Annotated in this window: 14 protein-coding genes, 2 tRNA genes, 3 rRNA genes and 3 pseudogenes; 16 read left to right on the top strand and 6 right to left on the bottom strand. The window is 41.7% G+C overall.

What is annotated here, in order from left to right:
* Positions 1-44 precede the first annotated feature (44 nt).
* The 3 genes from P4S71_RS08630 to hemF are packed head-to-tail and all read left to right on the top strand — an operon-like array spanning position 45 to position 2,161.
* Positions 45-620 (top strand): DNA topoisomerase family protein, encoded by a 576-nt coding sequence (locus tag P4S71_RS08630; RefSeq protein ID WP_337150478.1) that lies wholly within the window; start codon positions 45-47, stop codon positions 618-620.
* Positions 621-645: 25 nt separating this feature from the next.
* Positions 646-1,209: an L-threonylcarbamoyladenylate synthase gene (locus P4S71_RS08625; protein WP_337150477.1), complete on the top strand. Its 564-nt coding sequence runs from the start codon at positions 646-648 to the stop codon at positions 1,207-1,209.
* 1 nt (position 1,210) lies between these two features.
* Positions 1,211-2,161 carry an oxygen-dependent coproporphyrinogen oxidase gene (gene hemF / locus P4S71_RS08620; RefSeq protein ID WP_337150476.1) on the top strand — a complete coding sequence of 317 codons (951 nt, stop codon included), beginning with the start codon at positions 1,211-1,213 and terminating at the stop codon, positions 2,159-2,161.
* Between the two features lie 62 nt (positions 2,162-2,223).
* Here hemF and P4S71_RS08615 read toward each other — a convergent pair whose 3' ends face one another.
* Complete coding sequence (locus tag P4S71_RS08615; RefSeq protein WP_337150475.1) at positions 2,224-2,661, bottom strand: group II truncated hemoglobin; 438 nt, start codon at positions 2,659-2,661, stop codon at positions 2,224-2,226.
* 53 nt (positions 2,662-2,714) lie between these two features.
* Between P4S71_RS08615 and aroE the strand changes: the two genes are divergently transcribed.
* Positions 2,715-3,539: a shikimate dehydrogenase gene (gene aroE, locus P4S71_RS08610; RefSeq protein ID WP_149605220.1), complete on the top strand. Its 825-nt coding sequence runs from the start codon at positions 2,715-2,717 to the stop codon at positions 3,537-3,539.
* Positions 3,536-3,789: pseudogene (locus P4S71_RS08605) on the top strand (DUF1488 family protein). Before aroE ends, P4S71_RS08605 begins: the two are co-directional and overlap by 4 nt.
* Here the strand turns inward: P4S71_RS08605 and P4S71_RS08600 are convergent.
* Positions 3,781-4,326: a gamma carbonic anhydrase family protein gene (locus P4S71_RS08600; protein WP_008138069.1), complete on the bottom strand. Its 546-nt coding sequence runs from the start codon at positions 4,324-4,326 to the stop codon at positions 3,781-3,783. The pseudogene P4S71_RS08605 and the gene P4S71_RS08600 overlap by 9 nt on opposite strands.
* 602 nt (positions 4,327-4,928) lie before the next feature.
* Here P4S71_RS08600 and P4S71_RS08595 point away from each other — a divergent pair.
* The 7 genes from P4S71_RS08595 (at position 4,929) to istB (ending at position 13,236) form a co-directional block, all read left to right on the top strand.
* A 16S ribosomal RNA gene (locus tag P4S71_RS08595) occupies positions 4,929-6,464 on the top strand.
* Positions 6,465-6,540: 76 nt separating this feature from the next.
* Positions 6,541-6,617, top strand: a tRNA-Ile gene (locus P4S71_RS08590).
* A 50-nt stretch (positions 6,618-6,667) separates the two neighbouring features.
* Positions 6,668-6,743 (top strand) — tRNA-Ala (locus P4S71_RS08585).
* Positions 6,744-7,048: 305 nt separating this feature from the next.
* Positions 7,049-9,938, top strand: a 23S ribosomal RNA gene (locus P4S71_RS08580).
* Between the two features lie 211 nt (positions 9,939-10,149).
* Positions 10,150-10,264 (top strand): 5S ribosomal RNA (rrf, locus tag P4S71_RS08575).
* The 16S, 23S and 5S rRNA genes sit together here with 2 tRNA genes alongside, the layout of an rRNA operon.
* 654 nt (positions 10,265-10,918) lie before the next feature.
* On the top strand, positions 10,919-12,469 hold the full coding sequence (istA, locus tag P4S71_RS08570) for an IS21 family transposase (RefSeq protein ID WP_337149780.1): 1,551 nt from the start codon (positions 10,919-10,921) through the stop codon (positions 12,467-12,469).
* 11 nt (positions 12,470-12,480) lie between these two features.
* Positions 12,481-13,236, top strand: a complete 756-nt coding sequence (gene istB / locus P4S71_RS08565; protein ID WP_076923272.1) for an IS21-like element helper ATPase IstB — start codon at positions 12,481-12,483, stop codon at positions 13,234-13,236.
* A 140-nt stretch (positions 13,237-13,376) separates the two neighbouring features.
* Here istB and P4S71_RS08560 read toward each other — a convergent pair.
* Positions 13,377-14,628 (bottom strand): annotated as a pseudogene (locus P4S71_RS08560) (LysM peptidoglycan-binding domain-containing protein).
* A gap of 181 nt (positions 14,629-14,809) precedes the next feature.
* On the opposite strand from P4S71_RS08560, the gene P4S71_RS08555 reads away from it, so the two are divergent.
* Positions 14,810-15,238 carry a hypothetical protein gene (locus P4S71_RS08555; protein ID WP_337150474.1) on the top strand — a complete coding sequence of 143 codons (429 nt, stop codon included), beginning with the start codon at positions 14,810-14,812 and terminating at the stop codon, positions 15,236-15,238.
* Positions 15,239-15,266: 28 nt separating this feature from the next.
* Here P4S71_RS08555 and P4S71_RS08550 read toward each other — a convergent pair.
* Positions 15,267-16,435 (bottom strand): IS3 family transposase gene (locus P4S71_RS08550; protein ID WP_442961661.1). Its coding sequence is split into 2 segments (ribosomal slippage): positions 15,267-16,189 and positions 16,189-16,435, totalling 1,170 coding nucleotides; the frame shifts between segments, so codons are not numbered across the junction.
* Positions 16,436-16,499: 64 nt separating this feature from the next.
* Here P4S71_RS08550 and P4S71_RS08545 point away from each other — a divergent pair.
* Complete coding sequence (locus P4S71_RS08545; protein WP_337150472.1) at positions 16,500-17,816, top strand: tetratricopeptide repeat protein; 1,317 nt, start codon at positions 16,500-16,502, stop codon at positions 17,814-17,816.
* 428 nt (positions 17,817-18,244) lie between these two features.
* Positions 18,245-18,691, top strand: a complete 447-nt coding sequence (locus P4S71_RS08540; protein ID WP_008136011.1) for an REP-associated tyrosine transposase — start codon at positions 18,245-18,247, stop codon at positions 18,689-18,691.
* Between the two features lie 188 nt (positions 18,692-18,879).
* On the opposite strand, the gene P4S71_RS08535 is transcribed toward P4S71_RS08540, so the two are convergent.
* Both P4S71_RS08535 and P4S71_RS08530 read right to left on the bottom strand, forming a co-directional pair.
* Positions 18,880-20,199, bottom strand: coding sequence for a sensor histidine kinase (locus P4S71_RS08535; RefSeq protein WP_337150471.1), 1,320 nt, complete (start codon positions 20,197-20,199; stop codon positions 18,880-18,882).
* A 2-nt stretch (positions 20,200-20,201) separates the two neighbouring features.
* Entirely contained in the window at positions 20,202-21,608 is a 1,407-nt protein-coding gene (locus P4S71_RS08530; RefSeq protein ID WP_337150470.1) for a sigma-54-dependent transcriptional regulator, read from the bottom strand.
* A gap of 259 nt (positions 21,609-21,867) precedes the next feature.
* Between P4S71_RS08530 and P4S71_RS08525 the strand changes: the two are divergent.
* Positions 21,868-23,120: pseudogene (locus P4S71_RS08525) on the top strand (efflux RND transporter periplasmic adaptor subunit).
* Position 23,121: the final 1 nt, after the last annotated feature.

The raw sequence follows: 23,121 nt of genomic DNA, 5'->3' as shown, positions 1-23,121 counted from the left end.
TTTGGGTATATTAGGCGAAAATTCACCAACCTATTAGGATCACCATGAGTAAAATCGACCATTCGCTTTTCTCGGCGAACAAGCACGCCCTCGAAAAAGAATACGAGATATGCCCACAGTGTGGTTCAGAGTTAGTGATCCGCAATAGTAAATCAGGCCCTTTTTTAGGATGCGCAAGTTATCCCAAATGCGACTTTATTAGGCCGCTGGCACATCACGACAGTAACGAAATCAAAATATTAGAAGATTCAGCATGTCCTGAGTGTAGCAAACCGCTGGTGGTTAAAAATGGCCGCTACGGTATGTTTATTGGGTGTACGGGATATCCAGAGTGTCATTACATTGCTAACGAAAATGAAGAAAAGCAAAGCGAAGATACTTTGCCTAGTTGCCCTAAATGCAAAAAAGGTCATTTAGTCGCGCGCAGTAATAAGTTTGGTAAAGTATTTTATTCTTGTGATTGCTATCCAAGTTGTAAATACACGCTTAATAATAAACCGGTCGAACACCCGTGTCCTGAATGTGGCTGGCCCATCGTCATAGAGAGAAATATGGCAAACGGCACATTACTGCAATGCCCACAAAAAAGTTGCATGCATAAGCTCGCCCCAACTGAATAACGTTTAATTATATCTGGAGACTACTTTGTCAGACCTTTCAAATACGCCCACTGCAATAACGTGCTTAACGCAAGGCGAAGTTATTTTATACCCAACAGAAGCTGTATATGGTTTAGGTTGTGATCCAGATAATCAACAAGCCGTTGAGGCACTATTAGCTATTAAGCAACGCCCGGTTGAAAAAGGGCTTATTTTAATTGCTGATAACTACGGACAATTATTAAAATACGTAAATGATGCAAAAATACCTATGGATAAACGCGCTGATATATTTTCGAGTTGGCCTGCTGCAATTACGTGGGTTATGCCTGCATCTAGAAATACACCCAAGTGGTTAACTGGGCAGTTTGATACTATCGCAGTAAGAGTAACTAACCATCCAACAGTAAAACGTTTATGCCAAGAGTTTGGCAAACCGCTTGTATCAACGAGTGCAAACTTAACAGGGCAAGAAACGGTCATTAGTATTGAGCAAGCTAAAGCACAATTTGCAGAACAAGTTGGCTTTTACGTTGATGAGCCATTAGGTGGCAATACTCAACCAAGCACGATAAAAGACGCCATGACTGGCAAAATATTTAGAGGTTAATATGCAAAGCGAATTATTAGATCAAGTAAAAGCATACTTTATGGCTTTGCAAGACACTATTTGCCAAGGTTTGGAGGCTGCAGATGGCAGTGCTAAATTTATAGAAGATAACTGGCAACGAGCAGAGGGCGGTGGTGGCCGCACACGTGTAACCACTAATGGCACAGTGATAGAGCAAGGTGGGGTAAATTACTCACATGTATTTGGCGCTTCAATGCCAGGTTCGGCAACAGCACATAGGCCAGAGCTTGCAGGACGCAGCTTTCATGCATGTGGTGTGTCGTTAGTTATTCACCCTAAAAACCCTCATGTACCAACAAGTCATGCCAATGTGCGCTTTTTTATTGCTGAAAAAGAAGGCGAAGAGCCAATATGGTGGTTTGGTGGTGGGTTTGATCTCACTCCTTTCTATCCAGTATTAGAAGACGTACAGCATTGGCATCAAGTTGCTCATGATATTTGTGCACCATTTGGTAGTGAAGTTTATCCAAAATACAAAACATGGTGCGACGAGTATTTTTATTTAAAGCACAGAGACGAGACGCGCGGAGTCGGCGGTTTATTTTTTGACGACTTAAACGAACTTGGTTTTGAAAAGAGCTTTGCGTTTATGCAATCGGTTGGTAATGGCTTTTTAGGTGCCTATTTACCTATTATTGAACGCCGTAAAAATGATGAATACACAGAGCAACAACGTGATTTTCAGCTTTATCGTCGCGGACGCTACGTTGAGTTTAATCTAGTGTGGGATAGAGGTACGTTGTTTGGGCTACAAAGTGGCGGGCGCACTGAGTCTATATTAATGTCTATGCCACCACTTGCACGCTGGGAATATAATTATAAACCAGAACCAAGTAGCCCAGAAGCTAACCTATATCAGTATTACTTACGCCCGCAAGAGTGGTTAACTAGCCAGTCTAATGAATTAATCGCCAGAGAATGGCAATTATAAAAATTACACAGTAATCAAAAGGCGCTAATTAGCGCCTTTTTGTATTGTGGCTAAATACAAATTTAATGCTGATTGATCATGTGCGTTGCTAGTTGAGAGAATGATTGCTTTAAGCCTTCACGTAACAACGGATTGTCTATTTCTATATCCAGCGTTTTATTCATGCAGTACATCCACTGATCGCGCAATGCTTTATCTACAGTAAAAGGCATATGTCTTTTACGTAGCATTGGCTGGCCATGTTTTTCAGTAAATAGGTTTGGCCCGCCTAACCAACCAGATAAAAATTCAAAAAATACTTGGCGAATTCGATCTAATGGCAGAGGATGCATATCATATAACGGTTTAGCGTATTCATCTGACTCCATTATGTCGTAGAATCGATTGGAGATAGCACGCGCCCCTTTCTCTCCACCTATTATTTCATACGGTGTTTTTTCAGGAGTAGGATCCTGTTGCTCAGGAGCTGGCTTAGATTTAGAAAAAAGTCGTTTAATCATATTACTTATCATCGTTAATAGGCAGTATATAGCTGCAAAGAGGTTGCTTTAAAATGGACAAATATGCGGTTTTTGGAAATCCAATTAAACATTCAAAATCCCCCGCGATACATAAACAATTTGCTGTATCACTGGGTGAGCAAATCGACTATCGCGCAATATTAGCACCTATCGATAACTTTGAAAAAACAGTATTGTCTTTTTTTGAGCAAGGTGGTGTGGGTGCTAACGTTACAATGCCATTTAAAGAGCAAGCCTATGCAATGGCCGATGAGCTTACGCCATTAGCTAAAATTGTAGGGGCTGTTAATACATTAAAAAAACGAGATGATGGCACATTACTCGGAGATAACACCGATGGTGTGGGCTTTGTAAATGATTTACTTGCTAATAAAGTAGCCATAACTGATAAACGTATTTTAATTATTGGCGCGGGCGGTGCAGCTCGAGGCGTTATTTTACCTTTGCTAGAGCATAACCCTCAGGAAATAATAATCGTTAATCGCACAGCACAAAAAGCCAAAGAACTCGCAAAACTGTTTATTCAATATGGAGCTGTATCTGGTTTTGGTTTTGATGATTTACCAGTAAGCGATTACTCACTAATTATAAACTCTACCTCTAGCAGTATGAATAACGAACTTCCAGCTCTTGATGAAAAACACATAACTAACTGTGAAGTCGCTTATGACATGTTTTATTCACTGCAAAATACCATTTTTATGAATTGGATTGCACAGCATAATATTAACGCTAAGCTTTTAGATGGCAGCGGTATGTTAGTTGGTCAAGCTGCTCAAGCATATTATGTATGGCGTAATAAAATGCCAGAAATACTTCCCGTAGTGGATGCGCTCAAACAAGGAACGCTTAAATGAATCAGGCAATACAGTTTATAGATAGGCTCGAATTTAGAGAGCCCGATCATCAGCTAGTTTTTTTGCACAAGTTAGTGGCATGCTGGTGGAATGTATAATAGAAGTAAATACACTTAAATTAACAGACGAAAGTCACGCAACAGAATATTTTGAACAGTATCGTTTTGATTATGAAGAACGTGCCGAGGAGCTTATCGAAGAAGAAAGCTATAACTCGGCAGGCCAAATTGAAGTAAGTTTATTAACTTAAATTAGCTATTTCAGCTAAGTATTCATCTTTAAGTGACACATAGTTATCGGCAGATATTTTTAAAAAGGCAAGTTCTTGCTCTGTAAGAGGGCGGGCTTGCTTAGCCGGACTTCCTACATATAAGTAACCAGACTCTAAACGTTTGTTTGGTGGTACTAAAGAGCCGCCACCTATAATTACATCGTCTTCAACAACCACGTTATCCATAATAATAGCGCCCATACCTACTAGTATACGGTTTCCTAATACACATCCGTGCAGCATTACCTTATGACCAACAGTTACATCGTCACCTATAATAAGTGGATAACCATCAGGGTTGCTTTTAGTTGCACGAGATAAATGCAATACACTGCCATCTTGTATATTGGAGCGCTTACCAATACGTATATAGTTAACATCACCACGTGCAGCTACTAACGGCCACACACTACTATTATCATCTAAAGTAATATCACCAACCAAAACTGAAGACTCATCAATATAAACAGACGAATTAAACGAAGGTGTTATACCTTTATAAGAACGGATTGCCATATTTAGTACCTTTTAGATAATAGTTATTAGCTTTGAGTGTATCAGCAAGGTGGTTTTTGTACCATACAGTGCACTGTTTGGTTACAAAACTATCAGTTTCAGGGTGTTTAGTTCAGATACTGACCGAACAGCATCTTTTTTTACTTTTTCTTTAAAAAAGTACTTGCGTAAAAATCTGTTCTCCCTATAATGCGACCCCACTGAGACGGGAAACGCTGAAGCATAGCGAGGCACGAACTACTCAGAGAGTTAAATAAAACTTCGGTTTTAAATCTTCTAAAAAGAAAGTTTAAAACAAAGTATTGACTCGAAAAATAAAGGGTGTATTATTCTCATCCCTTGAGACGCTAAAGCGACTCAAAACGTTCTTTAACAATATAAAGCAATCATCTGTGTGGGCACTCGTACAGATTGAGTTCTAACAGCCAAGCTACTTCGTTCTTTATTGAGCAAGTAACGAGGCAAAAAAATTAGAGTCTCAATTGAAAACTGAGTGACCAACAGAATAGTTATTTCGGTAATTATTCGGCACAGTCAATTCAATATCGAAAGATATTAAAAAATTCAGAATTCATTGAGCTGTCGAAAGACATAAAACTTTTTAATTGAAGAGTTTGATCATGGCTCAGATTGAACGCTGGCGGCAGGCCTAACACATGCAAGTCGAGCGGTAACAGAGAGTAGCTTGCTACTTTGCTGACGAGCGGCGGACGGGTGAGTAATGCTTGGGAACATGCCTTGAGGTGGGGGACAACAGTTGGAAACGACTGCTAATACCGCATAATGTCTACGGACCAAAGGGGGCTTCGGCTCTCGCCTTTAGATTGGCCCAAGTGGGATTAGCTAGTTGGTGAGGTAATGGCTCACCAAGGCGACGATCCCTAGCTGGTTTGAGAGGATGATCAGCCACACTGGGACTGAGACACGGCCCAGACTCCTACGGGAGGCAGCAGTGGGGAATATTGCACAATGGGCGCAAGCCTGATGCAGCCATGCCGCGTGTGTGAAGAAGGCCTTCGGGTTGTAAAGCACTTTCAGTCAGGAGGAAAGGTTAGTAGTTAATACCTGCTAGCTGTGACGTTACTGACAGAAGAAGCACCGGCTAACTCCGTGCCAGCAGCCGCGGTAATACGGAGGGTGCGAGCGTTAATCGGAATTACTGGGCGTAAAGCGTACGCAGGCGGTTTGTTAAGCGAGATGTGAAAGCCCCGGGCTCAACCTGGGAACTGCATTTCGAACTGGCAAACTAGAGTGTGATAGAGGGTGGTAGAATTTCAGGTGTAGCGGTGAAATGCGTAGAGATCTGAAGGAATACCGATGGCGAAGGCAGCCACCTGGGTCAACACTGACGCTCATGTACGAAAGCGTGGGGAGCAAACGGGATTAGATACCCCGGTAGTCCACGCCGTAAACGATGTCTACTAGAAGCTCGGAGCCTCGGTTCTGTTTTTCAAAGCTAACGCATTAAGTAGACCGCCTGGGGAGTACGGCCGCAAGGTTAAAACTCAAATGAATTGACGGGGGCCCGCACAAGCGGTGGAGCATGTGGTTTAATTCGATGCAACGCGAAGAACCTTACCTACACTTGACATACAGAGAACTTACCAGAGATGGTTTGGTGCCTTCGGGAACTCTGATACAGGTGCTGCATGGCTGTCGTCAGCTCGTGTTGTGAGATGTTGGGTTAAGTCCCGCAACGAGCGCAACCCCTATCCTTAGTTGCTAGCAGGTAATGCTGAGAACTCTAAGGAGACTGCCGGTGATAAACCGGAGGAAGGTGGGGACGACGTCAAGTCATCATGGCCCTTACGTGTAGGGCTACACACGTGCTACAATGGCGCATACAGAGTGCTGCGAACCTGCGAAGGTAAGCGAATCACTTAAAGTGCGTCGTAGTCCGGATTGGAGTCTGCAACTCGACTCCATGAAGTCGGAATCGCTAGTAATCGCGTATCAGAATGACGCGGTGAATACGTTCCCGGGCCTTGTACACACCGCCCGTCACACCATGGGAGTGGGTTGCTCCAGAAGTAGATAGTCTAACCCTCGGGAGGACGTTTACCACGGAGTGATTCATGACTGGGGTGAAGTCGTAACAAGGTAGCCCTAGGGGAACCTGGGGCTGGATCACCTCCTTATACGATTTAGAACTTATTTGTTCGTAGTGTCCACACAGATGATTGTTATTGTAAAGAGAACAACACTTATTGTTTTGGGTCTGTAGCTCAGCTGGTTAGAGCGCACCCCTGATAAGGGTGAGGTCGGTAGTTCAAATCTACTCAGACCCACCACTTCTTGTCTAATCAAGAAGATGGTTAAAACAGTAAGTACCAGCATATGTGGGGCTATAGCTCAGCTGGGAGAGCGCCTGCCTTGCACGCAGGAGGTCAGCAGTTCGATCCTGCTTAGCTCCACCACTTTTACTTCTTAAAAATAAATATTCTTTATCGGGCCATTAACCGCCTGAGAATAGAGTGTGTTTAATTTTGAGAGGTTTTTGTATCTCTTGCTCTTTAAAAATTTGGAAAAGCTGATAATAGAATTCTGATAGATACAGTGTATTTATCAAGAGTTTTCAAAAGTAAAAAAACAATGGTAGCAGTACCATTCAGTGCCATTTAATTAACGTTTTACGTTGATTGATTGGTATCTACTTTAGTATTCAATATTGACTTCTGGCGAAGTTAAACTGTCACAAAACAAAGACCCGTTTGGGTTGTATGGTTAAGTGACTAAGCGTACACGGTGGATGCCTTGGCAGTTGGAGGCGATGAAGGACGTATTAACTTGCGATAAGCCTAGTCAAGCTAGTAAAAAGCGCTTGAGACTAGGATTTCCGAATGGGGAAACCCACCTGCTTGCAGGTATCGTTAACTGAATACATAGGTTAACGAGGCGAACGCGGAGAACTGAAACATCTAAGTACCCGTAGGAAAAGAAATCAACCGAGATTCCGAAAGTAGCGGCGAGCGAAATCGGAACAGCCCTTAAGCTTATTATGTGTTAATGGAAGGCTCTGGAAAGTGCCACGATACAGGGTGATAGTCCCGTACATGAAAAGACATTTTAAGTGAAATCGAGTAGGTCGGAGCACGTGAAACTTTGACTGAATATAGGTGGACCATCATCTAAGGCTAAATACTCCCAACTGACCGATAGTGAACCAGTACCGTGAGGGAAAGGCGAAAAGAACCCCTGTGAGGGGAGTGAAATAGAACCTGAAACCGTGTACGTACAAGCAGTAGGAGCCCACTTGTTGGGTGACTGCGTACCTTTTGTATAATGGGTCAGCGACTTATATTTTGTAGCGAGGTTAACCGAATAGGGTAGCCGTAGGGAAACCGAGTCTTAACTGGGCGAATAGTTGCAAGGTATAGACCCGAAACCCGGTGATCTAGCCATGGGCAGGTTGAAGGTTGAGTAACATCAACTGGAGGACCGAACCCACTAACGTTGAAAAGTTAGGGGATGACCTGTGGCTAGGAGTGAAAGGCTAATCAAACCGGGAGATAGCTGGTTCTCCCCGAAATCTATTTAGGTAGAGCCTCGGACGAATACTTACGGGGGTAGAGCACTGTTAAGGCTAGGGGGTCATCCCGACTTACCAACCCTTTGCAAACTCCGAATACCGTAAAGTAATATCCGGGAGACACACGGCGGGTGCTAACGTCCGTCGTGAAGAGGGAAACAACCCAGACCGCCAGCTAAGGTCCCAAAGTCATAGTTAAGTGGGAAACGATGTGGAAAGGCCCAGACAGCCAGGAGGTTGGCTTAGAAGCAGCCATCCTTTAAAGAAAGCGTAATAGCTCACTGGTCGAGTCGGTCTGCGCGGAAGATGTAACGGGGCTAAACTATGCACCGAAGCTGCGGATTCAGAATTTATTCTGAGTGGTAGGGGAGCGTTCTGTAAGCGGTTGAAGGTGTACCGGGAGGTATGCTGGACGTATCAGAAGTGCGAATGCTGACATGAGTAACGATAATGGGAGTGAAAAACTCCCACGCCGGAAGACCAAGGGTTCCTATCCCATGTTAATCAGGGTAGGGTAAGTCGACCCCTAAGGCGAGGCCGAAAGGCGTAGTCGATGGGAAACAGATTAATATTTCTGTACTCGATATAATTGCGATGGGGGGACGGAGCAGGCTAAGCAAGCATAGCGTTGGTAGTCTATGTGAAAGTGAGTAGGGCGTTTGTTTAGGTAAATCCGGACGAACACTAAACCTGAGACACGAGACGAGTCACTACGGTGATGAAGTTGCTGATGCCATACTTCCAGGAAAAGCCTCTAAGCTTCAGATTATATGGAATCGTACCCCAAACCGACACAGGTGGTCAGGTAGAGAATACTAAGGCGCTTGAGAGAACTCGGGTGAAGGAACTAGGCAAAATCGTACCGTAACTTCGGGAGAAGGTACGCTCCTATCTGTGATGAGACTTGCTCTCTAAGCGGACGGGAGCCGCAGTGACCAGGTGGCTGGGACTGTTTATTAAAAACACAGCACTGTGCAAAATCGCAAGATGACGTATACGGTGTGACACCTGCCCGGTGCCGGAAGGTTAATTGATGGGGTTATCCTTAGGGAGAAGCTCTTGATCGAAGCCCCGGTAAACGGCGGCCGTAACTATAACGGTCCTAAGGTAGCGAAATTCCTTGTCGGGTAAGTTCCGACCTGCACGAATGGTGTAACCATGGCCACGCTGTCTCCACCCGAGACTCAGTGAAATTGAAATCGCAGTGAAGATGCTGTGTACCCGCGGCTAGACGGAAAGACCCCGTGAACCTTTACTACAGCTTGGCACTGAACATTGAACCTACATGTGTAGGATAGGTGGGAGACTTTGAAGATGAGACGCTAGTTTTGTTGGAGTCAACCTTGAAATACCACCCTTGTAGTTTTGATGTTCTAACGTTGGCCCCTGAATCGGGGTTACGGACAGTGCCTGGTGGGTAGTTTGACTGGGGCGGTCTCCTCCTAAAGAGTAACGGAGGAGCACGAAGGTTGGCTAAGTACGGTCGGACATCGTACGGTTAGTGTAATGGTAGAAGCCAGCTTAACTGCGAGACAGACACGTCGAGCAGGTACGAAAGTAGGTCATAGTGATCCGGTGGTTCTGAATGGAAGGGCCATCGCTCAACGGATAAAAGGTACTCCGGGGATAACAGGCTGATACCGCCCAAGAGTTCATATCGACGGCGGTGTTTGGCACCTCGATGTCGGCTCATCACATCCTGGGGCTGAAGTCGGTCCCAAGGGTATGGCTGTTCGCCATTTAAAGTGGTACGCGAGCTGGGTTTAGAACGTCGTGAGACAGTTCGGTCCCTATCTGCCGTGGGCGTTTGAGAATTGAGAGGGGTTGCTCCTAGTACGAGAGGACCGGAGTGAACGAACCGCTGGTGTTCGGGTTGTCATGCCAATGGCATTGCCCGGTAGCTACGTTCGGAACTGATAAGCGCTGAAAGCATCTAAGCGCGAAGCAGGCCTCGAGATGAGTTCTCACTAGACTTTTAAAGTCTCTGAAGGGCCGTTGAAGACTACAACGTTGATAGGCAAGATGTGGAAGTGGTGTGAGCCATTAAGCTAACTTGTACTAATTACCCGTGAGGCTTAACCATACAACGCCAAACGCGTTTTATGTGATAGTGAAACACGCGAAGAAGTTAATATGACTAAAGTAGATATTACTTAAAAAGACTTAAAAAATATTATCAGATATTTTCCAAATTCAAGAGGTGACTCTTAGCGCGTAGCGTTAACATTGAGGCACCTTGCGCAAAGAAAATGAGAGCACTACGTGCTTGTCATTAATTCTTTGCACCATATTTGCTTGGTGACAATAGCGTTTTGGACCCACCTGATCCCATGCCGAACTCAGTAGTGAAACGAAACAGCGCCGATGATAGTGTAGCATTTGCTATGTGAAAGTAGGACATTACCAGGCTTCAAATTAAAGAAACCCGTTGCAGCAATGTGACGGGTTTTTTGCTATCTGGGATTTAGTAAATAGCCAAGAGTCCATGCCGAACTCAGTAGTGAAGTCAAAGCTTCGACCGATGATAGTGTAGCATTTGTTATGTGACTTTCTACCGCTGTGGGCACTAAGACATTACCAGGCTTCAAATTGTAGAGAGCCCGACTAGAAATAGTCGGGCTTTTTTACGTCTGCAGAAAATTGAAATATAAGGGAATAGCGAACATTACTCACTCGAGGTCCTGCAGTCACAACTTATGTATTGTGTGGGGCAAGTATGTAGAGCATTAAATGTGTTTTGCTCAAATGTTGCAGTTTTGAATGTATGTATTTTAAAAATGGATAAACCGAATCACTTAATAAATTATATTGGTATGATTGATAAATAATCAAACCATTTTTTGAAGTGCATATTCTCTCCTGCTTTGATCACCCAATTGCATTAACTTTGATCGCTTATTCTCATTAAGCTTTGATCACTAAAATCACTTGTAAATGATCACTTTTATGCTCTTAATGATTTTGCCGTTCAAAGCTTAATACCACTCGTAACCGAGTTCACGTTTTATCATTTTTGTAGGTGTGTTAAACCGTTATCTGAATCGTTTGATGAGGATAACAACAATGACAACAAGACCTATATCTATGAGTAAATTACATTCCATTTTACGGCTGAAGTACTCAGCACAATTATCCCATCGAGAGATTGCCAGAAGTTTAAATATTTCACCTGGTACTGTGGCTAATTACCTTAAAAAGGCCAATGAGTTAGGCTTAAATCAATGGCCAATACCTGAGGATAAACAGCAAAATACATTTTTCAACACCAAACTCAAGCGCTTCTCAACGCGTAAAAAAAGACACCCAACGCCTGACTGGTTAAATATCAATAAAGACTTAAAACAACATAAACACCTAACATTACAGCTCGTGTTTGATGAGTTACTTGAAAAAATGGGTGAGTCTTATTACAGCTACAGTCACTTCTGCCGAGCTTATAAACAATGGTTAGGTACGCAACGACTCTCAATGCGTCAGCAGCATAAAGGGGGTGAAAAGCTGTTTGTGGATTATTGTGGTCCCACAATTACCATTACTTGTCCGACGACACAGGAAAAACGCACTGCTCAGATATTCGTTGCTGTGCTAGGTGCATCAAATTATACCTATGCTGAAGCAACGTATAGTCAGCAACTTGAAGATTGGGTAATGAGTCATGCGCGTTGCTTTGAATTTTTAGGCGGCGTTCCTGACGTTGTTATTCCCGACAATCTCAGAAGTGCTGTCAGTAAAACCTGTCGCTACGAGCCTGATTTAAATCCGACGTACTACCAGTTAGCCGAGTACTTTAACGTTGCTGTCATTCCGGCTAGACCTTATAAACCCAAAGATAAATCGAAGGCTGAAGTGGGCGTACAAATTGTTGAGCGTTGGATCATGGCACGCTTACGTAACCAAACCTTCCACAGCTTAGCGCAACTCAATCATGAAATAGCAAAGCTACTGGATATGATGAACAATAAGGTGATGAAGCAATATCAACAATCACGTAAACAGCTATTTGATATGGTGGATAAAAACGCATTAAAGCCATTGCCTGAAAAGCCCTATCAATATACACAAATCAAAACAGTGCGTGTGCATATTGATTACCATGTTGAAATAGAAAAACATTACTACAGCGTGCCTTATCTGTGGGTTAAAAAACAATTACGCGCACACATATCCAATCAACTCGTGCAGCTTTATTATGACGGTACTTTAATAGCACAGCATCCACGCTCAAACCGTTTAGGCGGACATACGACACAGACACATCATATGCCAAAGGCGCATCAAAAACAGCATGAGCAGTCACCGATAAATTTACGCTCATGGGCATTGAGTATCGGTGATTATACTCATCAAGTCGTTGAATTATTGCTTAATAGCAAACGTCATCCAGAGCAAGCTTATCGCACTTGTTTAGGGGTGTTAAGTTTAGCTAAAACGTATTCAAAGGAACGCCTCGAGCGAGCATGCTACCGAGCAATTTGCATGAATACGACCACACTCAGATCTATTAAGCAAATGCTGCAAAAAGGGTTAGACCAACAACCATTACCCACACTCCAAACAGAGCCAGAAAAGCCAATTACACATAGCAACATACGTGGCACAGATTACTACCATTAAGGAATGCAAACATGATAGAAACAATTAATCAGCAACTTCAACTGCTCAAGTTATCGGGTATAAAGCAAGCACTCAAGCAGCAGCTTGAACAGCCAAACCTATATCAAGAACAAAGCTTTATAGAGCGCGTCAGTTTATTGCTAACGCATGAAATTGATACGCGTGACCAAAGAAAAATAGAGCGACTAGTGCGACAAGCAAAATTCCGCGTACCGGGTCAGTTAAATCAACTCATTTACTCGCCGAAGCGCAATCTAGATAAAGCACAAATACGTAGCCTCAGCCAAAGCACCTGGCTGAGTTTACATCAGAATATATTAATTACAGGCGCCACAGGCTGTGGCAAAACCTACCTCGCGTGTGCCTTGGGTCACGAGCACTGTTTACAAGGGAAAAGTGTCTTCTATATTCGATTAAAAGAATTACTTGAAAGTCTATTTCTAGCACAGGCCGATGGCAGTTATCGAAAATTATTGGGTAAACTCATTAAATACGACTTACTTATTTTAGACGATTGGGGGCTAGAGCCACTCAGTGCTCAGCAACGAAGTGACTTACTTGAATTAATCGATGCTAGATATGGTTATAAATCACACATCATCATTAGTCAGTTACCACAGGAAAATTGGCACCAAATGATCGGTGAATCAACGCATGCTGATGCTATTTTAGATAGGCTGATTCATGGTGCAATTAAGTTGAATTTAAAAGGAGAATCGATACGAAAACAGTTAAATGAATTGACTGATGATGATCAGTTAAGTTAATTTAAAAATGGCTCTACAAAATGATAAATCAAGCGATCAAAGCTGATGAGAATCGGTGATCAAAGTAATGAGAATACGCATTGAAGGGTATATGGGCTGATAAAATCATCAGCCCATATATTTAATAATCAGCCAAGTAGTTAGCTATTAGATAAGAATACAGTAAGTTTTTTACCTATTTTTAAATGGTCACTTGAAAGGTTATTCCATTGTTTTAGTTTATTAATACTGACTTTGTAATACTTAGCTATTTTCCATAAGCTTTCGCCTGATTTAACTTTATGCTCGATTTCTTGGGAGTATCAGCTTTTTCCCTGCGCGAATACGATTGCTTTTTAGATTGTTAAAGGCCTTTAACTGATTAACTGTTATTGCATGGCGTTTAGCTATGACACTGAGGCTGTCGCCAGATTGAATGGTGTAGTGTTGCCATTGACTGTAATCACTACTTTTTTGATTTGCGAGCATTGCTTTAAACTCTATTTGCTCATCGGCAAGAACAACGATATGAGGCGCATCAATAACTGCTGGAAAGCGGATTACACCGTAATTTAATGATTCGAGTTGTTGCCACTTCTCTTTGTTATCTATGATTACGGATCCCGAAACTGGTATTACCGCAATGGTATTTTTGTTTGCTATCGCAGGAAATACCATTTTTTGGCTTTTGAGTAGTTGGGCTGCAGCAAGTAACTTAGGGACATATTGACTTGTTTGTTTAGGTAGTTTCAAGCTGAAGAAATCGGTTGGCTTACCCTGCCTTTTATTGTTTTTAATTGATCTTAAAACGCGGCCTTCACCTAAATTATAAGCCGCAATAGCATGATACCAATCGCCATCGAAACGTTTGTATAAATACTCCATAAAATCCAATGCTGCACGGGTACTGTCGATCACGTCTTGTCTACCGTCATACCAAGGTGAAATTTTTACTTTAAAATACTTAGCAATAGAGGGCGTTAACTGCCATAGACCAGACGCATGTTTATGAGAATAGGCGCTTGCATCAAAATCGCTTTCAATAAGTGGCATTAATGCCAGCTCTATTGGTAAATCTCGTTTTTCTATTTCAGTCACTATATGATAAAGATAGGGTGTAGCGCGGCGGCTTATTTCATCCATATAATTAGGGTGAGATAAGTACCAAGCAATGCGCTTGTTCACATCGGGGTGGTTTGAATTAGCAAAACTTAGCTGTGCGCGAATACGTTGCCAAACATCGTCCAGTTCTTTAGGATTTAAAGGCGCGATTTGTTCAATTGCTTTACTTTGTTGATTAATAACAGGCTTAGCTTTAATAATTGTTTTAGGGGCTGGTTGCTCTGGTGTTGTCTCACAGCCAGATAAAATAAAAATCAGTGGCAAAATGCCGATATATCGATTTAAAAACACGTAAAAAACTACTCCGTAATATAAATGCAGTTAACCAAAAGGCGGTTAGCTTAACATAGGAAATGTTATAAACAGCGCTATAATCACCCGTTTAAACTATTTTACAGGTGAGTATTTTAGATGGTATGTATTGTTAAACTCAGTTAAATTAATAGGGTTACAATAATTTATCGATTTAGTATTGGCCAAACGGGCTTGTTTTTTAGGGATGATGGATGCGTTTAATCTTACTTTTTTATTTTTATCGACTTTGCTGAACGTAAATATTGTCGCAGCCACACAAGTCACACCTCCTGTAACTAAAGCTCCTTCGTTGCCTACTACGCAAAATAACCATGATTTGGTATACCAGCAATTATTTAGTATGCACAGCCAACTTGCTAGTTTGGATGAAAAACTACAGCAACAAAAAACACTCGGTAATGATATTAAAACCCTAGAAGCGGCGCAGCAAGCGCTAACAATTCAACTATCTAGATTCCAATCTCAACTTGACGCGCAAAAGAATCTACAAGCTAATAAATTTACTGGTTTTGATGGGCGAATTGGTGATTTAAAAGACTCAATAAATTGGTGGTTTTCTATATTAACGATTTTTCTGGCATTGTGACATGGTCAACTAAATTCAGTCACCCTAGTTAAGAAACCATATCTAATGTTTCGATTCGTTCTTCAAAGTTATTTGGGCTTTGATAATTTAAGTACGAATGTAAGCGACGACTGTTGTACCACATACAGATGTAATTCATTACATCCTGTTGAGCCTCATAACGCGTTGGGTAGTTTTTCCAATGCACGCGCTCTTGCTTCAAACTACCGAAGAAGCTTTCTGCAACAGCATTATCCCAGCAACAGCCTTTCTTACTCATGCTACCAATGAAGTCATTTGACTTGAGCAATTTACGATATTGGTGGCTTGCATATTGAACCCCTTGATCTGAATGGATAATTAACCCTGTTTTGGGCTGGCGTTGCCACATCGCCATAGTCAGTGCGTCACAGACAAGCTGCGCTTTCATTCGTGAGCCCATGCTCCAACCAACGACTTTGCGCGAATATAAATCAATCACTACCGCCAGATACAACCAACCTTCTGCAGTCCAAACATAAGTGATATCTTGTACCCAGGCTTGATCAGCTGCTTCAACGTTGAAGTTTTGCTCAAGTACATTGGGATAAATAGGCTTATTATGCTCACTATTCGTTGTCACTTTGTATCTCTTTTTATAACGCACCCAGACATTTGCCTCTTTCATTAGCTGTGCTGTTTTGTGACGACTCACCGGAAAACCGAGTGCATTTAAGACTTTCTGAATACGCCTTTCACCGTAAGTATTATCACTGAAGTGCGCTATGTCCTTGACACAATCAATCATTTCTTGATGTGTTGGATCCTCTGATTTAGTTGAGAATCGCTTTTGATAACTATAGTAATTGTTACTTTTTACACCCAGTATTCGGCACATTGTCGCCACAGGCCAGGTCTTCTTGTATTGGGTTATGAACGAATATTTCACTTCGTTTCTTTGGCAAAGAAGACCGTCGCTTTTTTTAATATTTCACGCTCCATTTCTAGGCGTTTCACTTGCGCTTTTAGCTCTCTGATCTCTTCTTGCTCAGGGGTTAAATTACCGTTCCCTCTAAAAGCATGCCCATCATCATTTTCAGCTTCTTTTATCCAGCGACCAAGCATGTTGGGATTTACCCCTAAATTTCTAGAGGCTTCTGCTTGTGAGTAGTTTTGCTCAACAACTAATGCGATAGCATCAAGTTTAAATTCTTTGGAATACTTTTTACGTTTTGTCATTATCGATCTCCAGTTAAGTTGATTATCTCTTAACTGGGGTAGTCGAATCCATTAAACCACGTCATTGGGCGGTTTACTTATTTATAAGCTAAGTAGAAAAGAAGCAGAAAATGTAGCGCATCAACAGATGGAAGGCTTTATTAGCAGTAATGCGGATGAAATTTTAGCCAATGCGCAAGTTTCTTTGGAAAAGCAATTAGGTGAGGCTAATACATCTGTTGAAGACTTGAAGAAATACATCGATGAAGCTCATCAGATTATCGAAGAAAAGAAAAAAGAAGTGGAAGCTGCAGCAGAGGATGTACAAAAATCTATCGCAGAGAAAAAAGAGCCAAACCCTGAGTCATTAAGAATATTAGAAAATAGCACGAAGAAAATAAGCAAAGAGCATACAACTGCGCGTGAATATTTAAACCTAGCAAATGTTGGTTATGGGAAAAAGAACTACAAAGAGACTCTAAAATATCTAAATTTAGCTATTAAAACCTTGAAAGATAGTGAAAAACAAACTCGATTTCATGCACAGCTGTTATGGAATATAGCTATTGCCCATTCTATGTTGCAAGATGTAAATGCTGAACTTAAAGCTTATGATGAGTTAATAGAGAACTTTAAAAGTATACATAATGAAGAGAGTTGGGGTTTTGTTGCAAGAGCGATGTTAAACCAAGGTGTCGCTTATGCTAAGCAAGAAAAGTTTGAAGACGCACTCAACAGCTACTCAACTTTGATTGAGCAGTTTAAAGGCTCGTCGAATGAAGAGATTCAAATTCAGGTGGCGATGGCTATGCTCAACCAAGGTAATACTTATGATCAGCAAGAAAAGTTTGAAGAAGAGTTTAATAGCTACACTCGTGTAATTGAGCAGTTTAAAGACTCGTCGATTGAAGAGATTCAAGTGCTCATTGCAAAAGCTATGGTTAATCAGATTTCTATTTATAGTAGGCAAAAGGACTTTTCTACTGCTAAAAACATTCATTCTACGTTGATTCAACAATTTAACAGCTCAGAAAAAAGTGAGATTAAAATCCAAATAGGCTATTCGTTGGCAAATATTGCTGAACTAGCTTTACTATTTGAAACACCGGAACAGGTGCTTTGCCGTGTTACAGAAGTTGAAGAGTTCATAACTGACCAGCAGATTTTAGCTGTGATGCAGTTTATTCGCTTTTTACTTAACGATAAAACGATTGAAGAGGTTTTTGCTGCCTTAGCCGCAATCCCAGCGGAAATGAAATTAAAGTGGAGCTTTAGAGAGATTAAAGATTACCTAGCTAATTTTGAAGGTCAAAAGCGGCAACAGGTTCAAGCTATTGTGAGCTTTTTTGAGCAACATAAAGATATTGAAAAGTTAAGAATTGAGTTAGGGTTAAAAAGTTAGTTTTTGATTTTAATATCTTAATTTGTCGCCATAAATGACGACCTACATGTAGGGCGTGCTTTAACGCGTAAAGAAGCTTGCAGTAGGGTTGCTACTTTGTGTTGACGCCATAAATGACGACCTACAGTGGACGTGCTTTAGCGCGTAAAGAAGTTTGCTGTAGGGTTGCTACTTTGTGTTGACGCCATAAATGACGACCTACACGTAGGACGTGCTTTAGCGCGTAAAGAAGTTTGCTGCAGGGTTGCTACTTTGTATTGTCGCCATAAATGACGACCTACACGTAGGACGTGCTTTAGCGCGTAAAGTAGTTTGCTGTAGGGTTGCTACTTTGTATTTTCATCATAAATGACGACCTACAGCAGGCATCCTTGGGATAACTGAGCTACCTTTTTAAATGAAACTTTGTTTAGAAGAGGGAATTTTGGATGAGTTGGAGTGATTTAAAAAAAGGGCGAGTATCAATTCAGACTGGCGAATATTTTATTACTATCACATGCCAGAATAGGCGGAACATATTTAGTGACTATGAGCTTGCCAATACTTTTTGCAAATGTATTGCTGATAATGAATTTAGCCACCAGTGCCGCTGGTTAACATGGGTTCTTATGCCTGATCACTTTCATGGTTTATTACAGCTTAAAGGGGCTAAGTTAGGCAATGTTGTTGGTCATTTAAAAGGGTTATCATCTTGGCGAGTAAATAAGGTTCGTGGATTTCGTCAAAACGTGTGGCAGCCTGCGTATTATGATCATGCTTTACGAGAAGAAGAAAATAGAATTGAAATAGCAAGGTACATTGCAGCGAACCCTTTAAGGCGTAGCATAGTCAACAAGCTTGGTGATTACCCTTTTTGGAATTCAGTATATTTGTAGGTATTTGTCGCCATAAATGACGACCTACAGTGGACGTGCTTTAGCGCGTAAAGCAATTTGCTGTAAGGTTGCTACTCTGTGTTGTCGCCATAAATGACGACCTACAGTGGACGTGCTTTCGCGCGTAAAGAAGTTTGCTGTAGGGTTGCTACTTTAGTTGTTGCTGTGAACGACGATCTACTGATTACTCACCCAAACACACACCTAAAACATGCCCCTTGTGGTTTTTGTACATAAACCAAATCACCGCCGTGGTTGAGCATAATTTGCCGCGACAAGCTCAAACCAATACCCGAGCCTTGTTGTTTGGTAGTAAAAAAGGGCACGAATACCATATCGATAACATGTTCAGCAATACCAGGTCCGTTATCGCTGACTTCAATGTAAAGCTGTTGTGCGTGATTTTGCGCGAGGGTGAGTTGAATCGTTGGTGCTTTATTAGGATTTTTCGCGTTATGTTGGTGGTTTGTGGCGAGTACTTCAAGTGCATTTTTTACTAAGTTAACCAGTACTTGTTCTATTTGGCTGTTGTCGAGCATCACTAATTGTTGGGTATTAATATTAAGCTCAAAAGTAGTGCCTTGGCTAAGTGCTTGCTGCTGATGTAATGCAACTATTTGTGTGAGCACACTAGCTAAATTATAAGGCGCTAATTTAGGTGTAGGTAAGCTACTTACTTGACGAAAGCGTGCTATAAAATCACCTAAATGCTCAGTGCGAGACGCAAGTGTAGTGAGTGCGAGTTGTAAGTCTTGCTTATCTTCAAGCTCATCAAAGCACAGCGTTTGCGGTAATAAAGAGGTGCACGTGTTAGCGAGTGATGAAAGTGGCGTTATAGAATTCGCTATTTCGTGAGTTAGCACTTTAGTTAAGCGCTTATAGGCCTGCTGCTCTTTTAACTGCAATTGGTCGTGAATTGACTGTATGCTGACAACGCGGCGAACTTTACCTTGAATTTCGGCGATACTGAGTGCAATTGATAATGTATCTTGTTGTTCACCTGTTTGCCAATGCAGGGTATTACGTACGTTTCGATCTGCTTTTAAAAGAAGATCACCCACAGCGCCTAATTCACTCAAGTGCTTAACGTTTTTACCTAAAAGCTTACTTACAGCGGGGTTTGATTCAATCACTTGGCCACTGTTATCAGACACCAATACAGCCAAATCGACATGAATGAGTAATGCTTGTAAAAACTGAGCTTGTTGCTCGGCATTAAAGCGTGCGGTTTGCATTTGCTCTTTTACTTGATCGAACTGCTGGCGCATTGGGTGATACTGGCTAAGACCCAGCGTACTATCGCCATTAGCGAGTGCGCGAATAACTATTTCAGCTTGTTTTTGTTGGCGAGTAAATAGTGTGAAAATATGGGCGCTCAAGGCAATACTAACCAAGACGACTAACAATAATGTTGCCGAGAAACCTTTATTAATAAGTAAGTAGCACAGTAATGCACTGCAGCTGCTTAATGCGACTAGGTTAAACCCGAGGGAAAAGTAAGGTCGCATGTTTATAATCCATACTTTTCAAGGCGGCGATACATAGCACCGCGCGTTAAACCAAGCGCTTTGGCAGCGTGGCTCACATTACCTTGGTGGTGAGTAAGGGCTGCACGAACAGTGCGTTGTTCAAGTGCCTCTAAATCAAAAGTATCGTATGCATTATTATTTTCGATTGGGTTATTAGTGCTGTTAACGTTACTTGTAGTATTACCAACCACTGAACTCACATCAAGATTTTCGCCTTCACTTAATATTACCGCGCGCTCTATTGAGTGGGCTAGCTCACGCACATTACCCGGCCATGAGTATTGGCAAAGTGATGTCATATCATCTGCTGCAATGGTTAAGTCACGTTTGTATTTTTGTGAAAAATGATTTAGGTAATAATCTACTAGTAATGGAATGTCGTCACTACGCTCACGTAAGGGAGGTAATCTGATTTCAACAGTATTAATACGATACAGTAAGTCTTGACGAAAGCGACCTTCAACGACGGCTTGCTCAAGATTATCGTTAGTGGCACAAATGAGGCGAATATCAATATCAATTGTTTTACTACCGCCGATCGGAGTTACTTGGCGGTTTTGCAATGCGGCGAGTAACTTAGCTTGATGTTCAAGAGGTAAGTTACCTAACTCATCTAAAAATAAACTGCCGCCTTGGGCAAGTTCAAATTTACCAATTCGATCAGCTTTAGCGTCAGTAAACGCGCCTTTTTTATGGCCGAATAACTCACTTTCAAATAGGTTTTGCGCCACTGCGCCCATATCTAAGCTCAAAAAGGTGTGTTCGCTGCGCATACTTGCTTGATGAATTGCGTGAGCGGTGAGCTCTTTACCTGTGCCACTTTCGCCAGTGATTAATATATTTGCGTCGGTTTGCGCGGCTTTTTCAATGGTATTAAATACTTGCTGCATTGCTGCGCTTTGCCCTAAAAACTCAAATGATGGCGTGTTTAATGCCTGATTAAGTCCCTGCTTTTGGCGAGTAAGTTTACCAACTCGTTGTTTGTCTTTTGCGTGCGAGAATGCAGCAGCAACCGCGCCAAGTAATTGCTCATTTTGCCAAGGTTTAGCAATGAAATCAGACGCACCTGCTTTAATGGCATCCACCGCAAGCTGAATATCACTGTAAGCGGTCATCAGTAGCACCACAATATTAGCGTCTTGCTCAATGATTTTTTTGAGCCAATAAAACCCTTCTTTGCCGCTAATCGAATCTTGGCTAAAGTTCATATCCAATAAAATCACGTCAATGGGCTGATCGCTTTCTCGTTGCTTGCTAATAATGCTAGCAATATCAAAGGGATTATCAGTAGTTTTGACGCTTTGATAGTGTTGCTTTAATAGCAAGCGTGCTGCAATGAGAATATCGGGATTGTCGTCAACAATTAAAATTGAGCCTGTGTGTTTCATGGTTTTTATTTTTATAGAGTTTTATTTAGCCTAAAACAAAAAAGGAACAGTGTCCATAAATGGACGCTTATTAAAATAAAAAGTGTTCTATAAACGGACACTTATTAAAATAAAAAGTGTTCTATAAACGGACACTTAAAGTATCTATCTGTATAAGGTGTTATTCAAGCTGTTGTAATTAAAGAATAATTAAAGTTGGCATACGCTTTGTAATAGCAATAGGTAATTAGTTAAATTAAACCTGTATTAAGGCGGCAACATGGATAAGAAAATAGAGCGCTCATTTACTCAAAAGTATTTTAAAAAATTCATCTTTGCAACGATGGCCTTAGGTGTTGCGGCGGCTGCGTATGGCTTTACGCAAACTAGCGATACAGGTCGTAGCCAACATGTTGAGCGCAGTAGTCTCACCGTTAGCACAGTTAAACAAGGTGCATTTAAAGATGCCTTAAGCTTACGCGGTCAAGTGGTGCCAAAAACCAGTATTTATCTTGATACTATCGCCGGTGGCCAAGTTGAGGAGCGTTTGGTAGAGCAAGGCGAATTTGTAGAAGCAGGCCAGCCCTTGGTGCGCTTGAGTAATACTAACTTGCAACTTGATGTTATGGGCCGTGAGGCTCAAGTAACAGAGCAGCTTAATTTTTTACGTAATACGCAAATGACTATGGAAACTAGCCGCTTAAATTTACGCCGCGACTTATTAGAAATAGAGTTAAAGATTACGCATTTAACACGCCGTTTAAAACAAACTAAACCATTAGTTAAAAGTGGGGTGTTGGCGCAAGATAAATTAGCAGAGCTTGAGGAAGATTTAAGTTATTACCATGCTCGCAAAGAGCTAACGCTTGAGCGTCAAAAGCAAGAAAAGTCAATACGTGAAGTGCAAGTCGCACAGCTTTCAGATAGCGCTAAAATGCTCGAGAAAAACCTTCAATTTGCTCGTCGAAACCTCGATAACTTATTAGTAAAAGCACCGGTATCAGGTTATTTAAGTGAGCTTGATGTAGAAATTGGCGAATCAAAAAGCAGCGGCGCACGCCTCGGACAAATCGATATTCCTAACGAGTATAAATTAGTGGTACGTCTTGATGAGTTTTATTTAAATCAAGTTCAGCGCGATATGGCCGTGATGATTGAACTTGATGATGACGCTATTACCGCCAAAGTGAGCAAAATTGATAGCCGCGTACAGCAGTCTCAATTTCAAATCGAAGTGGATTTACCAAGTAACATTAAAAGTATTAAGCGTGGCCAAAGCATCGACCTTGAGTTGATGCTTGGCAACAACAAAAACAATGCCTTATTGCTTAATCGAGGCGCATTTTTCACAAACTCGGGTGGTAATTGGGTTTACGTAATTGAGCAAGGTAGTGATAAAGCACTGCGCCGTGATATTCGTTTAGGTAAAAAAATCAACATTATTTTGAAGTGCTTGAAGGACTAAAAGCAGGAGATCAAGTGATCACCTCAAGCTACAGCAACTTCGAAAAAGCACAACAACTACAATTTTAAG

The sequence above is a fragment of the Pseudoalteromonas sp. B62 genome (assembly GCF_037162565.1).
Classification (GTDB): domain Bacteria; phylum Pseudomonadota; class Gammaproteobacteria; order Enterobacterales; family Alteromonadaceae; genus Pseudoalteromonas; species Pseudoalteromonas fuliginea.
The sequence above is the reverse complement of the archived record's forward strand: the minus strand, read 5'-3'. Positions and strand labels throughout refer to the sequence as shown.

Bases quoted from the DNA above. Each gene is read 5' to 3' on its own strand.
- P4S71_RS08630 (WP_337150478.1), top strand. From the start codon at position 45: ATGAGTAAAATCGACCATTCGCTTTTCTCGGCGAACAAGCACGCCCTC.
- hemF (WP_337150476.1), top strand. From the start codon at position 1,211: ATGCAAAGCGAATTATTAGATCAAGTAAAAGCATACTTTATGGCTTTG.
- P4S71_RS08615 (WP_337150475.1), bottom strand. From the start codon at position 2,661: ATGATTAAACGACTTTTTTCTAAATCTAAGCCAGCTCCTGAGCAACAG.
- aroE (WP_149605220.1), top strand. From the start codon at position 2,715: ATGGACAAATATGCGGTTTTTGGAAATCCAATTAAACATTCAAAATCC.
- P4S71_RS08600 (WP_008138069.1), bottom strand. From the start codon at position 4,326: ATGGCAATCCGTTCTTATAAAGGTATAACACCTTCGTTTAATTCGTCT.
- istA (WP_337149780.1), top strand. From the start codon at position 10,919: ATGACAACAAGACCTATATCTATGAGTAAATTACATTCCATTTTACGG.
- istB (WP_076923272.1), top strand. From the start codon at position 12,481: ATGATAGAAACAATTAATCAGCAACTTCAACTGCTCAAGTTATCGGGT.
- P4S71_RS08540 (WP_008136011.1), top strand. From the start codon at position 18,245: ATGAGTTGGAGTGATTTAAAAAAAGGGCGAGTATCAATTCAGACTGGC.
- P4S71_RS08535 (WP_337150471.1), bottom strand. From the start codon at position 20,199: ATGCGACCTTACTTTTCCCTCGGGTTTAACCTAGTCGCATTAAGCAGC.
- P4S71_RS08530 (WP_337150470.1), bottom strand. From the start codon at position 21,608: ATGAAACACACAGGCTCAATTTTAATTGTTGACGACAATCCCGATATT.